The following is a 14,729-nucleotide window of genomic DNA, read 5'->3' as shown; positions in this document are numbered from 1 at the left end:
GGTCTTCTTAGGTAGGAGGTGCACCAAAATTAAAATAAATGAAAAAGAGTTTGAAACGTTATTTAAGCAATATAAAAATGATATTTACAGGATAGCTTATACCTATGTCAATAACGAGGCCGATGCTTTAGATATAGTGCAGGAGAGTGCATATCAGGCGTACATATCAAAGGATAAAATCAGAGACAAGAACAAATTCAAGTCATGGATATTAAAAATTGCGGTAAATAAATCAAAGGATTTGCTCAGGAAAAATAAATTAATTTCATTAGAAGACTTATCAAATGTGAACACAATGCAAGCCGAGGATAAAGAAAGCGTAAATATTTTCATGGAGAATCTAAAAGTATTATCAATGGATGAAAAGAATGTCATTGTTCTCAAGGTTTATTTTGAATACACATTTGAAATGATTTCCGATGAGTTGAAAATTCCCATAAGTACGGTTAAAAGTAAATACTACAGGGCATTGGAAAAGCTAAAGATAGAGGAGGGGTTAGTATGACAGATAAGCTTGATGGTATGTTGAACAGCATTCCCATCCCTGACGGATTGGATGAAAGCATAGAATTAGGATTTAAAAAGGCTAAAATTCAGCAAAGCTCAAAAAAGATCAGACGCTTAAAATTATTTACAGCAGTTGCAGCCTCTTTGGCTATAATTATAAGCTCAGTAATTATAGTGGGACCAGATAAGGTTGAAGCAGCAATCAAACGGGCATTGCAATACGTTCCCGGATACAATGTCTTGATAGACAAGGAAAAAGGAAGTGTGCTGGCACTTCAGGAGCCGGTATTGTATGAGAAAGGCGATGATTTTGTAGAAATAACGGCAGCTTCCAAAGTAGGTAAGCATTTCAATATTTCGGTTAGGGGTAATTATATATTTAATAAAGGATATGAAGTGCTGTTAAAGGATAAAAAGGGTAATATTATACACACGGGAAATTGGAGCATAGGCAGAGGGTCAGAGCTTTGGCAGGGAGATTATTATTTCGAGGTGGATGGTGAGGAGGAAAAATATTCTCTTCTAATTGGAGACTTGGAAATCCCTTTTACCTTGGAAAAAACAACTGAGGTTGAAGACTTTTTACAGCTTGGCAACCATGCAAGTGATAAGGGAATCGACATAGTGGCTGTCAAAAAACCAATGGAAGATAAGCTGATGATTAGCTTGTTGAATCAATCAGAGGAAAAAACAGTTGAAGAATATTCTTTTGATAAAAGCTTGTTGGAAAGCGTATGGCTTTCAGAACCCAATATAGAGGGAAGCATGTACCTTATTGACAGCATGGGGAACAAAACATATCCAACTCTGCCGTCATCCTATGGTGGCTTAATGTCAGATTTCTATTTTGATACAGCAGATAAGGAAGGATTGAAGCTTGTATTGCCATATGTAAAGGTAAAATACCCAGGCTTAAAAACAAAAAAGGTAAGAATCACTACGCCTCAGGATGGAGAGAAACAAAGTATAGATAAGGCATTAGCCATGGGAGAATTTGAGATAAATGTAGTTGACGTAAGACGTGATGGAAATGAACTATTAATCAATTTAAAAAGCACCTCACCAGAGGATGAATTATTGGACAGTGTGCGTGTGAGAGGGAGTTCAGGTTACGGTATGAGTCAAAACAAGGATACAGGCTATATTGAACTTTCAATAGATGCAGATGATGCAGGCAAAAGATTTTCAATATACTTTGAATCACCAACATCGGTGCTTCTGGGAGATTGGAATATAGAATTAGATTAATATTTGAACAAAGTATAAGATAATTAAGTACCAAGATAATGAAGCCATTGACGATGGAACTGGAGCTTAATATAACAGATAACGGAAATACTATAAACGGAAGCCAAAGGCTTGGAATTGAAAATTTTTTAGAAGATCAAAGCATAGCAATGTATCTTGATATTGAACTTAAATTAAAGAATATTACTAACAATACGGAAACTTTACTTGTAAACACACAAAATCCTGTGAAAATTAAAATTGAAATTCCAAGCAATATGCGTAGAGGAAGAGATTACAAAATAATTCGATTGCACAAAGGTGTTATCGAAATATTAGATACTGTATTGGAAGGTAATTATCTGGTATTTGAGACAGATAGATTTAGTCAATATGCATTATCATATAAAACTTATAATGAAAAAGATGAATCAGATAAAAGTACGAAAGCGCTAGAAAATCATATAGCATATATAAAGGGCTATGAGGATGAAACCTTCAGACCTGAAAATAATATTACCCGAGCAGAGGCAGCCGAAAGCTCAACTAAGTAGTTGTCCAACATGTCCATTCTTCACCGAATGTAGTTTTTCACATGGTGAATCAAGAATCAATGCAAGTGCTTTCTATCCGGCATTTTTCCAAAATCGCCAAAGATATGAAACGCCGCAATACAAGGCAATGGAGAGACCTGCAAAATACGGTTGCTTTTCTGTTTTTAAGCACATTCCCAGTAGTTTTTAGAAAAAAGGGTTGCTATATAAAATTTTCACTCACCTAAAACTGTATTTGTCAACACGTCCAATTTGTTACACTCCCGATTATCTTTTAAAAAGATTTTTTAAATACTTACAGGCTCTACTTAAAACCTCCACTATTTAAAAACTGAGATAGATTTATTGCTTCTTCTCGATTATTGCACGGAGCAACAACTCGCTCAGAAGAACTACTATTTTCTAAAAGAGGGATAAAAGTAATCTTTGATATTTTACCATCAACATAAATTGACCAATAAACTGTATCTCCAAGATGCTCAAACATACCTTCACTGTCATAGAACTTCCATACACTATTTACAGAATGCGCATCTAAAGTCAGCCTGAACGTTCGCGTCACTTTATCAAATTGAATAGGTTGTTCGATTCTAAAAAGACTAGAATTTATAGAAATATCACCAATAAACGTTTTTGGTTTAAGTAGCATATTTTTCGTTACAATACAATCAATGCTTACTGAAACTTTCTCTGATACCTCGGGAATATCCTTATCAATATATAACCCTTCATATACCCTTTCTATTTCTATTGGTCGGTACATAAAGTATAGTAAAATGATTACTATAAGTATAGCTATTGAGAAAAACGTCTTATTTTTCATAATTTACCCTCAAATAATATTTTACTAAAAATATATTATAATTTAATAAAATGTTTTAAAAATAATGTGTAGGTCATACTACGCAATATTTTTAACTTTAGTAAGTTTTTATGACGGAATAAGCAGCTTGGGTTTCTATAAGAGTTCCTGAACTATTGTAAACTTTGCCAGCATATAAATCCTGTGTGTTCCTCTTGAAACTGCTCTATATTGAGTATCTGAGCTTCTCCCTAAACCTTCTTTTGTCTAGGTTGCTATGGTATCCCAGCTTTTATACACGAATGTTTTTAGCGTTTATATTTAAAGCTATTGCTATTTCTTCGTAAGTGACTTCATCATATACATATCTGTAAATCAAGATAGATTTATATGGTTCTGGCATATAATTTAAGGTTTCTTCTATTTCTGAAACTCCAAATTTTTCAGTGAAATCATTTTCTGGGTTGTATAAACTGTACTCCGAAATGCTTTCTAAGTCAATATTTGTTTTTTCTTTATTGATATAATTTTATTTTGTCTTATATAGAAGAAGGTCTTCTTAGGTAGGAGATGCACCAAAATTAAAATAAATGAAAAAGAGTTTGAAACGTTATTTAAACAATATAAAAAAGATATTTACAGGATAGCTTATACCTATGTCAATAACGAGGCCGATGCTTTAGTTATAGTGCAGGAGAGTGCATATCAGGCGTACATATCAAAGGATAAAATCAGAGACAAGAACAAATTCAAGTCATGGATATTAAATATTACGGTAAATAAATCAAAGGATTTGCTGAGGAAAAACAAATTAATTTCATTAGAAGACTTATCAAATGTGAACACAATGCAAGCCGAGAATAAAGAAAGCGTAAATATTTTCATGGAGAATCTAAAAGCATTATCCATGGATGAAAAGAATGTCATTGTTTTCAAGGTTTATGTTGAATCAATCAGAGAAAAAAACAGTGGAAGGATATCCTTTTGGTAAAGGCTTGTTGGAAAGCGCATGGTTTTCAGAACCTGATATAGAGGGAAGCATGTACCTTATTGACAGCATGGGGAACAAAACATATCCAACTCTGCCGTCATCATATGGTGGCTTAATGTCAGATTTCTATTTTGATACAGCGGATAAGGAAGGATTGAAGCTCGTATTGCCATACGTAAAGGTAAAATACCCAGACTTAAAAACAAAAAAGGTAAGAATCACTACGCCTCAGGACGGAGAGAAGCAAAGTATAGATAAGGCATTAACCATGGGAGAATTTGAGATAAATGTAGTTGACATAAGGCGTGCGGGTGATGAAATGATAATCAATTTAAAATGCAGCACACCGGAGGACGAATTATTGGATAGTGTGCGTGTGAGAGGAATTTCAGCCTACAGCATAAGCCCAAACAAGGATACAGGCTATATTGAACTTTCAATAGATGCAGATGATGCAGGCAAAAGATTTTCAATATACTTTGAATCACCAACATCGGTGCTTTTGGGAGATTGGAATATAGAACTGGATTAATCGTAAAGGAGTTTGGAATGACAGAAAACAGGCGATATTTGTATATTCAAAATAATGACAATAAAAGGAAATGTTGACACCGGTATGTATGAATGCTATCATAAATTGGAAGAGTAATAGCTTTTTAAACATATATTATTTTAGACAACTAATCGGGGTATCAAATGAAAAAGAAAATAAAACATTTATCACCGTCTCAGACAATTATGGCTGGATTTGCTCTTATGATACTTATAGGAGCATTTTTGTTGAATTTACCGATTGCAAGCAAATCAGGGAACAGTATAGGATTTATTAATGCTTTATTTACGGCCACTTCCGCAAACTGTGTTACCGGATTAGTAGTGGTGAATACTATGGAGCACTGGACATTATTTGGCAAAGTTGTAATATTAATATTGATTCAGTTTGGTGCTCTTGGATTTATGTCAGTGATGACAGTTGCAATGATTTTAATGAAGCAACAAATATCTTTAAGAAGCAGGCAAGCAATTCAGGCTTCCTTTAATCAGGATAACATCGGCGGAATGGTAAAGCTCGTAAAAAAGGTGGTTGCCGTTACATTTACCATTGAAGTGATAGGAGCAGTGCTTCTTATGATTGCCTTTTACAAAGAAACGCAAATGAAATTATCAGAAGCGGCTTTTCAAGGAATTTTTCATTCAATATCTGCTTTTTGCAATGCAGGATTTGATAATATCGGTAATGACAGCTTCATTCCTTTTCAGTCCAGTGTACCGATAAATTTTATTGTTATGACGATTATTATAGCCGGCGGGCTTGGATTTACAGTATGGCTGGAGATTATTGAGTTGCTGCGAAATAAAGAGAAAAGGTCTCTCCGGTTAAGAATTATACATATGAGCCTTCACAGCAAAATAGTGTTTTCTGTTACAGGCATTCTGATTATAGGAGGAATGCTGCTATTTTTGCTGTTTGAATGGTCAAATCCTGATACTTTTGGTAAATTACACGCTTTAGAAAAGGTTCAGGCTGCATTATTCCAATCTGTAACACTTCGTACAGCCGGTTTTAATACTGTTTCTCAAGGAGCTCTCAGAGAAATTTCAAAGTTTATATCTTGTATATTTATGTTGATAGGAGGCTCTTCTGCCAGTACAGCGGGTGGGATGAAAACAGTAACAATTGGTATAATTATAATTTCCATGGTTTCTGTTCTGAAGGGACGAAATAAGATTGAGGTTTATGGTCGCACATTGCCGTTTGATTTGCTGCAGAAGGCGTTAACTGTTGCTACAACAATGTTGATTGTAGTACTTGTGTCTACAATACTCCTGTATTTTGCTGAATCATCCAATTCATTTCAGCATTCGTTTTTAGACCTGCTGTTTGAGGTGTGCTCAGCTACAGGTACAGTGGGATTAACTACTGGAGTAACTTCGAATATTTCTACGGTTGGGAAAGGCGTCCTCATTTTGTGTATGTACCTGGGACGTTTGAGTCCGGTCACCGTTGTTGTTGCCCTTAATGTAAAATTACATGAGGGCGCAAATGGCATAAACTTTCCGGAAGAACGAATTATTATTGGATAGGAGGATGAAATGATAAAAAAATATAAAAATAAAAGCTTTGCTGTTTTAGGATTAGGGCGTTTTGGAATGAGCATTATTCAAACCCTGTCTGAATATGATGTAAATATTATGGCTTGTGACAATGACAAAGCTAAATTGAAGCTTGCTGAAGAATATGCCACACACGTTGTGAGGGCAGATGCTTCGGATGAAAATGCCCTTAAAAATCTTGGATTGCAAAACTTTGATGTAATTATATTAGCCATGGGCGAAGAATTTGAAGCCTCTCAAATTGCTACAATGATTGCAAAGGAAAGTGGCGCGAAGCATGTTATTGTTAAAGCAAGAAACCTGCGCCAGAAGAAGATATTAGAAAGCATTGGTGCGGATTCGGTTGTTTTGCCTGAACATGAAATGGGTTCGAAGTTAGCGCGAAAAATGGTTGCATCCAACATAATGGATATTCTTGAGGACTCTGAATACTATACCATTACAGAAATAAAGCCTCTTGATGAATGGCTTGACAAATCTTTGCGACAAGCCAATATACGACAGAAGCACAACATAACAATTTTGGCTGTACGGCAAGGAGAAGAATTAATACTGCCTGTATCTCCGGATAGAATAATAAATAAAGAAGATATTTTAATAGCTTTAGAAGAGAAAAATAAATAATAGGGTTGTGACAGTGTCCCGAAGCTCATAATAATATGAGCTTCGGGACATTTTATATATAATAGCCACCTCATGGATTTCTCACCTTACGTTACAATATTTAACCAAATAGAATACTTATAATTAAGTTGGGAAACAATAATGGTGGAGGTGACAACTATGGTATCACGTAAATCGGTAATAACTTTCGGGATGGTGGCCATTCCTATTGCAATGTACACAACCACCCGTGACAATGACATACATTTTAACCAGCTTCATAAGGAAGATAACAGCCGCGTTCGCTACAAGAAAACTTGTGCACACTGCGGTAAGGAGATTACTGCAAAAGACATTGTAAAGGGATTTGAATATGACAAGGACAAGTACGTTGTCATAACAGATGAAGAAATTGAAAAAATAAAAACAGAAAAAGAAAAATCCATCCAGATTCTGCACTTTGCTCAATTAAACCAAATTTCTCCGGTGTATTATGACAGAACCTACCAGGCTGCGCCGGAAACTGGAGGGGAGAAAGCCTTTGAACTGCTGCGCACTGCACTTATGGATGAACAGAAGATAGCTATTGGTAAGACAGTAATGGGCACGAAGGACACGCTTATGGCGATTATTCCTCGGGAGGATGGCATACTTATTTCCACTATGTTTTATGCTGACGATATTAAAGAGCTTCAAAAGCCTTATACTAAGCTTGAAGTATCTGAGCAGGAGTTGAATATGGCGAAAATACTCATTAATTCCATGGATACGCCATTTGATCCTGCTAAATATAAGGATGAATACCAGGCAAGGCTTCGGGGGCTTATTGAGACGAAAATTTCAGGAAAAGAGGTTGTTGCCGCTGAGGCAGAAAATACAGGCAAGGTTATAGATCTTATGGATGCTCTAAAGGCTAGTGTTGAAAATGCTAAAAAAAATAAGGAATCCGCGTAATTTATGTCTGAAAAATTAGGAAATTACAATCAAAAAAGGAATTTTGAAAGGACTATTGAGCCGGAGGGAAAAACTGAAGATTCAGGAGAAGGGCTGAGATTTGTTGTCCAACATCATATGGCGCGAAGAGATCACTACGATTTGCGCCTTGAATGGGAAGGGGTTCTCCTAAGCTGGGCGGTTCCAAAGGGACCGTCCTATGATACTCGTGACAAAAGGTTAGCTGTACATGTAGAGGACCACCCGCTTGAATACAGAAATTTTGAGGGAAACATTCCAAAGGGTGAATACGGCGGCGGTGTGGTTATGCTTTGGGATGAAGGGTTTTGGGAACCTTACGGAGATGCAGCTGAAGGTTTGCTTAAAGGTGATTTGAAATTTATTCTGAAAGGCAGGAGACTTAAAGGAAGGTGGGCCTTGGTTCGCTGGAAAGCTAAATCCGGCGAGGATAAAGATAATTGGCTTTTATTGAAAGAAAAGGACCCTTATGCTAATACAGGTGAAGGCATATCGAAGTATATAACCAGCGTGAGAACGGGTCGCACAATGGAGGAGATTGAGAGCGGAGAAGATGAAAAAATTACAAAAAATCCATTTGACTCTGTTCAGGTCCAGCTTGCTAAGCTAGTTGGTAATGTACCTGAAGGCGAGAACTGGCTATATGAATTGAAATATGACGGTTTTAGGATAGTTGCTTTTGTAGAAGGAAATGGTGTGCGCTTAATAACCAGAAATGGTAATGATTATGCAAAGAGATTTCAAAATGTGGCACATTCTATTATTAATTGGTCTGACGGAAGATCCATGGTGCTTGACGGCGAAATGACTGTTACTGACGAATCGGGCAGAACTGATTTTAATGCTCTTCAAAACTATATGAAAAATCCAAAATTTCAAAATTTGATATATATTGTATTTGACATTTTGGCATTGGATGGGGAAGATCTTCGAGAGCGGCACTTAATCGAAAGAAAAAAAATACTTGAAGACTTAATGAAGGATGCTCCACAAAATCTGTACTATAGCCGTTATGTGACAGGAAGCGGAGTTGAAAGCTTTAATGTTGCCTGCGAAACAGGTATGGAAGGGGTAATCGGAAAGAAAATCGATTCGGTATACAGCGGCACAAGAAATGGTGACTGGATTAAATTAAAATGCGACAAAAGACAGGAATTTGTGATAGGAGGGTACTCTCTCTCTGATAAAAGGATAAGCGGAGTAAGTTCACTTCTTCTTGGCATTTACAAAGGAGATAAATTACTATACACCGGTCGTGCCGGTTCAGGAATAAGTGAATCTGATATGATAATGCTCGAGGAAAAATTTGAAGGGTTGAAAAGGAGTGATTCGCCTTTTATAAATGCTCCTAAAGCCAGGGCGAATGAAAAGGTAACATGGCTTGAGCCTGAGCTTGCAGCTGAAATAAAGTTTGCCGAGTGGACAAAAGACAATATTTTAAGGCAGGCAAGCTTTAAAGGTATTAGGACTGACAAAGAACCTAAGAGCATAAAAATGGAGAAAACGGATGAGGAAATACAGTTTAATCTTCTTGATGAAGCAGATACGGAGAAATTTATGGAAGTAAATTCAAACAGCATTGTTGTTGAAGGGATAAAAATTACCAACCTCAACAAGGTTATATTTGAAGAACCAGATATTACAAAGGAGGATGTAGTTAGATACTATTTAAATGTATCAAAGTACATGCTGCCGTATGTAAGCCGACGGGTGCTCAGTGTAGTGCGCTGTCCTAAAGGAGTTTCAAAGTCCTGCTTTTATAAAAAGCATCCGGAGCAGAACAGCAAAGGAATAATTACAGTGCCGGTTTCAAACGACAGCGGAGAAGAGGAAAATTATTTTTGTATTGAGAATATACAAGGTCTTATATACGAGGCACAGATGGGCACATTGGAATTTCATACATGGGGAAGCTGTGTTGACGAGCTTGAAAAGCCGGATATAATGGTATTTGACCTGGATCCGGATGAGGGAATGGAGTTGAGCAAAGTGCGTCAGGGTGTGAGAGATGTTAAAAGCATTCTTGCCGAACTGTCTTTGAATTCATATCTCAAGACCAGCGGAGGTAAGGGGTACCATGTGGTTGTTCCTCTAAAACCATCTGTTACATGGGAAGTTTTTTATGATTTTTCAAAGAAGGTTGCTGAGGTCATGGAGCAAAAGTGGCCGGACCGCTACACAAGCAATGTGAGAAAAGCTAAGCGCAAGGGCAAAATATTTATTGATTGGATTAGAAACGGAAGAGGCGCAACGAGTGTTGCTCCGTATTCACTGAGGGCCAGAAGTGGAGCCAAGGTATCCATGCCAATTTCATGGGATGAACTTGACACGGTCGATCCCGATGGCATAAATATGTCTGACGTGCTTTTAAGAATTCAAGGAAATGATCCGTGGAAGGATTTTTTTCAGAATAACCAGAGGCTTAAATAATAGTTCAATGTGCAAACATCTTAAGAACATGAGAGTAAAACTTTCACGTTCTTTTTTGATAGAAAAATGTATTTGCTGTAATACTTTACGATTTAATGAACACTTGGTATAATATTAAAAATAGCAAAAAATACCTATTTTGGTATTAGATTATTTGAAAGGAGATTTGATTATGATATATAAGGGATCATGTCTTTGCGGTGAAATTACTTTTGAAATAGAAGGTGACTTTGAAAATTTTTTTCTTTGTCATTGTGAACGATGCCGTAAGGATACAGGCTCAGCTCATGCGTCTAATTTGTTTTCTACTACAGCCAAGTTAAGATGGCTGTCAGGGCAAAATAAGGCTAAGACTTTTAACTATAAGTCGGAAGGGCATATAAAAAGCTTTTGCCCTAATTGTGGGTCAGCACTTCCGAATATTCAGTTTGATGGAAAATTACTAGTTGTTCCTGCAGGGTCTATTGACAGTGTCATACAAATGAAACCGCAAGGCCACATTTACTGCGCGAACAAAGCAAGCTGGGATAATGACTTAGAGAAAGTCCCAAAGTATGAAGAACTGCCAAATTTATAAAAGAAAATAAAGAAATGAAGAACGGCAAAGTTGGGTTTTATTTAGATAAAGTGTATATATAAATGCTTAGATGTATTAAGTGGAAGACGCAATATAGATAGATGAAACAGGCCTAAATAACAAATTACAATATAATTATGGAGAAATTATGAAAGTTGAAAAGGTTAAAAACAGAAATTTTGTATTTACATACAGCGTTCCGGATGGTTGGGATCTGAACTTACATTTGATAAAGGGCAGTAAAAATAACTACGTTATTGATACCGGTCTTGGGTCATTAAGTGTTAAACCAATATTAGAGCATATTAGAGGAGATAATAAGCCGGTTATTGTAATAAACACACATTATCACTGGGACCACGTATGGGGCAACAACAGTTTCCCGGATTCGGTTATAATATCTCACAGCCTGTGCAGGGAAATGATAGATTCAAGCTGGGAAAAAACAATGCAAAGATACAAGGACTTAGTGAGAGGCGAGGTGAAGAAGCTATTGCCCAACATTACATTTGAAAATGAATTGAATTTTCCGGAGGATAAAGTCAGAATTATATATACTCCCGGGCATACTATAGATTCAATAAGCGTTATTGATGAAGAAGACAGGGTTTTAAATGCCGGAGACAATATAGGAGATACGGTTGATGATATAGTTCCTAATTTGGATTGTGAAAGGGAAATATATATAAAAACGCTGAAGAAATATGATTCCATTGATTTTGATGTTTGTATTTCGGGTCATAACGTTATTCTTGGCAGCAGTGTTACGAAAAAAATTATGTCAAAGCTTGATTAATTAATAAAAATGTAGGAGGCAGATGCTTTAAAATTTTAATTTCAGGATATAAGAAAGTAAAGAGGGAGGATTAGCAATGGAAATTACTAAAATGCTGTTTGCGCTAATTGTTTTATTAATTATTCCATTCACTTTGTTTTATGTGGAGTACCGCCTGGCAAAAGCTCAAAGTAAATTAGCTGTAATATTGCCGGTTGTTGTATTATGCTTTTCTGTCATAATGCCTATTGTTGCACTAACCGGAATTATTATGTTTGTAATATATTTTGTTGTGAAGTATTTAGAAAAGGAAAAGAAAAATAAATTATCGGAAATAGATAAAATGAATATTCAGGATTTAGAATGATTCTGTCTAAATAATGCATGAGAGGCATATAATGAATAAAAGATTAAACTTATTATATTTCAGCGCAACAGATACAACTGCTAAGGTAGTTAAGTCATAGACAGAAATTACGCAAAATAAAATAATTATAGCTACGTAGCTTAGTAAATTCTTGCATTATAGAAATTACTAAGCTTAAATTTTTCTTATTAAAAAATTAATAAAATAGAAATATTAATTTAATTGCAAAATTACTTTGTATTTATTTACAATAATGATATAATAAAAAATATTTTGCTGTATAATATAAAATAAGCGCGTGTAAAATAATCAAAGAGGAAATTATGGATAACAACTATAGATCACAGGTCGTTGAGACTTTAAAGAAAATATTTAAGAATAAATCCTATTCAAACATAGTAATTAACAATGATGTGAAAAATATAGACGTCAGATATTTGTCGCTGTACAGAAGAACGGTTCTTGGGGTTGTTGAAAATCTAATATTTATTGACTGGATAATCAATGAGGTTTCAACTGTAAGGACTAAGAAGATGGAGCTGGATGTATTGACAGTTCTAAGAATTGCTGTTTATCAAATATTTTTTATGGACAAATCTCATGAAAATGCAGTGGTAAATGAAAGTGTACAATACATAAAGGATAAGGGAAACATAAGAGCTTCAAAATTTGTAAATGCAGTCTTAAGGAATATATTGCGAAGCAGGGAGAAGCTTATTTGTAAAATGGAAGAGCTTTCTCAGGATGAATATTTAAGCGTCAAATATTCATATCCTATGGAGCTAGTGAAAAGGTGGAAATTACAGTTTGGTAAGGATAATCTTGAGAAGGTATTAGTTGCTAACAATGCTGAAGCACCTTTGGAAATAAGGGTTAATACGTTAAAGATTTCAAGAGATAAGCTTATTGAAATATTTGAAAAAAAGGGAATTAAAGCACACAAATGCAGGTATGCTAACAAGGGTATAGTTGTTGAAAATCCTTTTGAGATGGATAAAACAGAGGAATACAGGTGCGGATTGTTTTCTGTACAAAGCGAAAGTTCTATGCTAGCAGGGCAAATTTTAAATCCTGATGAAAACAGCTTTGTTGTAGACTTGTGTTCTGCCCCGGGAGGGAAATCATTAAACGTTGCAGAAATGATGAACAACAAAGGGAAGATATTAAGCAGAGATATATACGGAGGTAAGTTACCTCTTATAGACAGGGAAACTGAAAGGCTTGGTATCAGTATAATTGAAACCCAGGAGTTTGATGCCATGAAGCTGGATAGCTCATTAATCGGCATGGCTGACTTTGTAATAGCAGATGTGCCGTGCTCCGGCCTGGGGATAATAAGACGAAAGCCTGAAATTAAATATAAGAACATAAAAGAGGATGTCAAAAATATTAGCAAAATTCAGTATAAAATACTGGAAAATGCCTCAAAATATTTGAAAACTAACGGGTGTATGGTTTACTCAACATGTACTACAGAAATAAAAGAAAATATAGAATTGGTAAACAAATTCTTAAATAATAACAAAGAGTTTAAGTTGGTGGATATTTCCGGCAGTATTGATGAATATTTTACTACTGCCAAGAATGGATATATAGAAATATATCCGCATATACACAGTATGGACGGCTTTTTTATTGCGAAAATAGAAAGAGTATGATATAATTTTTCGTGATAATTTAGATTTATACCGTTTTAAAATAAAGAATTATATTGTTTAAAAAACAGGATCTTGGAACAATCTTAATTGTTCATTACTAAATAAATTCAGAAGGTAAATTATGAAAAAAATTGATAATATGAGCTTTGATGAGCTGGAAAGTGCTCTTGTTGAATTAGGCGAGCCGAAATTTAAAGCAAAACAAATTTTTGACTGGATACATAATAAATTGACGGATGATTTTGAAGGCCTGCTGAATGTGTCAAAAAAAACAAGAGAAAAATTAAGAAGTATATTAGAATTTACAGGGGCAGCAATAGAGTTAAAGCTTGAATCAAAGCTTGATGAAACTAAAAAATATGTTATTAAGTTTGAGGACGGCAATGTTGCGGAAAGTGTATTTTTAAAATATAAATTTGGTAATACAGCATGCATTTCATCTGAGGTGGGATGTAAGATGGGCTGTCTTTTTTGTGCATCAACAAAAAATGGTTTTGTAAGAAGTCTGACAACAGCTGAAATGCTGAAGCAAATATATTTAATTCAAAAAGATACAAATGAAAAAATTACAAATGTTGTTATAATGGGTTCAGGTGAACCTCTTGACAATTATGATAATGTTCTTAAATTTATGAGGATTATTAACGATGAAAGAGGACAAAATATTTCCATGCGAAAAATTACTCTTTCTACATGTGGTATAGTTCCTAAAATTTATAACCTTGCAGATGAAGGAATACCGGTAACTCTTGCTATTTCTCTTCATGCTCCAACACAGGAAAAAAGGGAAAAAATACTTCCTATTGCAAAAAAATATAATTTATCCCAGCTGATGAAAGCCTGTGATTATTACGTGGAGAAAACAGGGAGAAGGCTTACGTTCGAATATATTATGATAAGAGGATTCAATGACGGGACGGAGGATGCAGAACTTCTTTCAGGAATGTTAAAGGGAAGGCTAGCAAATGTGAACTTAATTCCCTGCAATTATGTTAAGGAAGCAGATATTATGCCGTCTAAAAATGAGGATATAGAAAGATTCAAAAAAATTCTGTCCGACAGAGGTATTAACGCAACTGTAAGGAGAGAGCTTGGAAGTGACATTAATGCTGCTTGCGGCCAACTTAGAAATAATTATCTAAAAATGTGAG

Annotated in this window: 16 protein-coding genes; 14 read left to right on the top strand and 2 right to left on the bottom strand. The window is 35.3% G+C overall.

The window, feature by feature from the left end:
• Positions 1 to 28: 28 nt before the first annotated feature.
• From ACS3UD_RS06325 to ACS3UD_RS06315, 3 genes are read left to right on the top strand one after another with little or no spacing between them, the layout of a single operon-like run.
• A complete protein-coding gene (locus tag ACS3UD_RS06325; protein ID WP_440977764.1) occupies positions 29 to 505 on the top strand; it encodes an RNA polymerase sigma factor in 477 nt (158 codons plus the stop codon).
• Entirely contained in the window at positions 502 to 1,755 is a 1,254-nt protein-coding gene (locus ACS3UD_RS06320) for a hypothetical protein (RefSeq protein WP_308137285.1), read from the top strand. The genes ACS3UD_RS06325 and ACS3UD_RS06320 overlap by 4 nt, the downstream gene beginning before the upstream one ends.
• A gap of 38 nt (positions 1,756 to 1,793) precedes the next feature.
• Positions 1,794 to 2,288, top strand: coding sequence for an S-layer homology domain-containing protein (locus tag ACS3UD_RS06315; protein WP_308137286.1), 495 nt, complete (start codon positions 1,794 to 1,796; stop codon positions 2,286 to 2,288).
• 304 nt (positions 2,289 to 2,592) lie between these two features.
• Here the strand turns inward: ACS3UD_RS06315 and ACS3UD_RS06310 are convergent, their stop codons facing one another.
• Together ACS3UD_RS06310 and ACS3UD_RS06305 are read right to left on the bottom strand one after the other, a co-directional pair.
• The gene (locus ACS3UD_RS06310) at positions 2,593 to 3,111 is read right to left on the bottom strand and encodes a hypothetical protein (RefSeq protein ID WP_440977742.1); all 519 of its coding nucleotides are present in this window, start codon (positions 3,109 to 3,111) and stop codon (positions 2,593 to 2,595) included.
• Positions 3,112 to 3,382: 271 nt separating this feature from the next.
• Positions 3,383 to 3,514, bottom strand: coding sequence for a sigma factor-like helix-turn-helix DNA-binding protein (locus ACS3UD_RS06305; protein WP_440977763.1), 132 nt, complete (start codon positions 3,512 to 3,514; stop codon positions 3,383 to 3,385).
• Between the two features lie 156 nt (positions 3,515 to 3,670).
• On the opposite strand from ACS3UD_RS06305, the gene ACS3UD_RS06300 reads away from it, so the two are divergent.
• The 11 genes from ACS3UD_RS06300 (at position 3,671) to rlmN (ending at position 14,728) form a co-directional block, all read left to right on the top strand.
• Positions 3,671 to 4,081, top strand: a complete 411-nt coding sequence (locus tag ACS3UD_RS06300) for a sigma-70 family RNA polymerase sigma factor (RefSeq protein ID WP_440977762.1) — start codon at positions 3,671 to 3,673, stop codon at positions 4,079 to 4,081.
• Positions 4,011 to 4,613, top strand: a complete 603-nt coding sequence (locus ACS3UD_RS06295) for a hypothetical protein (RefSeq protein ID WP_440977741.1) — start codon at positions 4,011 to 4,013, stop codon at positions 4,611 to 4,613. Before ACS3UD_RS06300 ends, ACS3UD_RS06295 begins: the two co-directional genes overlap by 71 nt.
• 164 nt (positions 4,614 to 4,777) lie before the next feature.
• Positions 4,778 to 6,166, top strand: a complete 1,389-nt coding sequence (locus ACS3UD_RS06290; protein ID WP_308137289.1) for a TrkH family potassium uptake protein — start codon at positions 4,778 to 4,780, stop codon at positions 6,164 to 6,166.
• Positions 6,167 to 6,175: 9 nt separating this feature from the next.
• On the top strand, positions 6,176 to 6,820 hold the full coding sequence (locus tag ACS3UD_RS06285; protein WP_308137290.1) for a potassium channel family protein: 645 nt from the start codon (positions 6,176 to 6,178) through the stop codon (positions 6,818 to 6,820).
• 159 nt (positions 6,821 to 6,979) lie between these two features.
• Entirely contained in the window at positions 6,980 to 7,753 is a 774-nt protein-coding gene (gene ku / locus ACS3UD_RS06280; protein ID WP_308137291.1) for a non-homologous end joining protein Ku, read from the top strand.
• Between the two features lie 3 nt (positions 7,754 to 7,756).
• Positions 7,757 to 10,201: a DNA ligase D gene (ligD, locus tag ACS3UD_RS06275; protein ID WP_308137292.1), complete on the top strand. Its 2,445-nt coding sequence runs from the start codon at positions 7,757 to 7,759 to the stop codon at positions 10,199 to 10,201.
• A 172-nt stretch (positions 10,202 to 10,373) separates the two neighbouring features.
• On the top strand, positions 10,374 to 10,778 hold the full coding sequence (locus ACS3UD_RS06270) for a GFA family protein (protein ID WP_308137293.1): 405 nt from the start codon (positions 10,374 to 10,376) through the stop codon (positions 10,776 to 10,778).
• A gap of 148 nt (positions 10,779 to 10,926) precedes the next feature.
• Positions 10,927 to 11,574: an MBL fold metallo-hydrolase gene (locus tag ACS3UD_RS06265; protein WP_308137294.1), complete on the top strand. Its 648-nt coding sequence runs from the start codon at positions 10,927 to 10,929 to the stop codon at positions 11,572 to 11,574.
• A 76-nt stretch (positions 11,575 to 11,650) separates the two neighbouring features.
• Positions 11,651 to 11,920, top strand: coding sequence for a hypothetical protein (locus ACS3UD_RS06260; RefSeq protein ID WP_308137295.1), 270 nt, complete (start codon positions 11,651 to 11,653; stop codon positions 11,918 to 11,920).
• A gap of 323 nt (positions 11,921 to 12,243) precedes the next feature.
• Entirely contained in the window at positions 12,244 to 13,578 is a 1,335-nt protein-coding gene (gene rsmB, locus ACS3UD_RS06255) for a 16S rRNA (cytosine(967)-C(5))-methyltransferase RsmB (RefSeq protein WP_308137296.1), read from the top strand.
• 121 nt (positions 13,579 to 13,699) lie between these two features.
• Positions 13,700 to 14,728, top strand: a complete 1,029-nt coding sequence (gene rlmN / locus ACS3UD_RS06250) for a 23S rRNA (adenine(2503)-C(2))-methyltransferase RlmN (protein WP_308137297.1) — start codon at positions 13,700 to 13,702, stop codon at positions 14,726 to 14,728.
• The last annotated feature ends 1 nt before the right edge of the window (position 14,729 follow it).

Origin of the sequence: Sedimentibacter sp. LTW-03 (assembly GCF_052059825.1) — a bacterium.
In the GTDB taxonomy this organism is placed as follows: domain Bacteria; phylum Bacillota; class Clostridia; order Tissierellales; family Sedimentibacteraceae; genus Sedimentibacter.
The sequence above is the reverse complement of the archived record's forward strand: the minus strand, read 5'-3'. Positions and strand labels throughout refer to the sequence as shown.

What these genes read in the sequence shown, in the direction of transcription:
- ACS3UD_RS06320 (WP_308137285.1), top strand. Translation starts at nt 502, where the DNA reads ATGACAGATAAGCTTGATGGTATGTTGAACAGCATTCCCATCCCTGAC.
- ACS3UD_RS06315 (WP_308137286.1), top strand. Translation starts at nt 1,794, where the DNA reads ATGAAGCCATTGACGATGGAACTGGAGCTTAATATAACAGATAACGGA.
- ACS3UD_RS06310 (WP_440977742.1), bottom strand. Translation starts at nt 3,111, where the DNA reads ATGAAAAATAAGACGTTTTTCTCAATAGCTATACTTATAGTAATCATT.
- ACS3UD_RS06295 (WP_440977741.1), top strand. Translation starts at nt 4,011, where the DNA reads ATGTCATTGTTTTCAAGGTTTATGTTGAATCAATCAGAGAAAAAAACA.
- ACS3UD_RS06290 (WP_308137289.1), top strand. Translation starts at nt 4,778, where the DNA reads ATGAAAAAGAAAATAAAACATTTATCACCGTCTCAGACAATTATGGCT.
- ACS3UD_RS06285 (WP_308137290.1), top strand. Translation starts at nt 6,176, where the DNA reads ATGATAAAAAAATATAAAAATAAAAGCTTTGCTGTTTTAGGATTAGGG.
- ku (WP_308137291.1), top strand. Translation starts at nt 6,980, where the DNA reads ATGGTATCACGTAAATCGGTAATAACTTTCGGGATGGTGGCCATTCCT.
- ligD (WP_308137292.1), top strand. Translation starts at nt 7,757, where the DNA reads ATGTCTGAAAAATTAGGAAATTACAATCAAAAAAGGAATTTTGAAAGG.
- ACS3UD_RS06270 (WP_308137293.1), top strand. Translation starts at nt 10,374, where the DNA reads ATGATATATAAGGGATCATGTCTTTGCGGTGAAATTACTTTTGAAATA.
- ACS3UD_RS06265 (WP_308137294.1), top strand. Translation starts at nt 10,927, where the DNA reads ATGAAAGTTGAAAAGGTTAAAAACAGAAATTTTGTATTTACATACAGC.
- ACS3UD_RS06260 (WP_308137295.1), top strand. Translation starts at nt 11,651, where the DNA reads ATGGAAATTACTAAAATGCTGTTTGCGCTAATTGTTTTATTAATTATT.
- rsmB (WP_308137296.1), top strand. Translation starts at nt 12,244, where the DNA reads ATGGATAACAACTATAGATCACAGGTCGTTGAGACTTTAAAGAAAATA.
- rlmN (WP_308137297.1), top strand. Translation starts at nt 13,700, where the DNA reads ATGAAAAAAATTGATAATATGAGCTTTGATGAGCTGGAAAGTGCTCTT.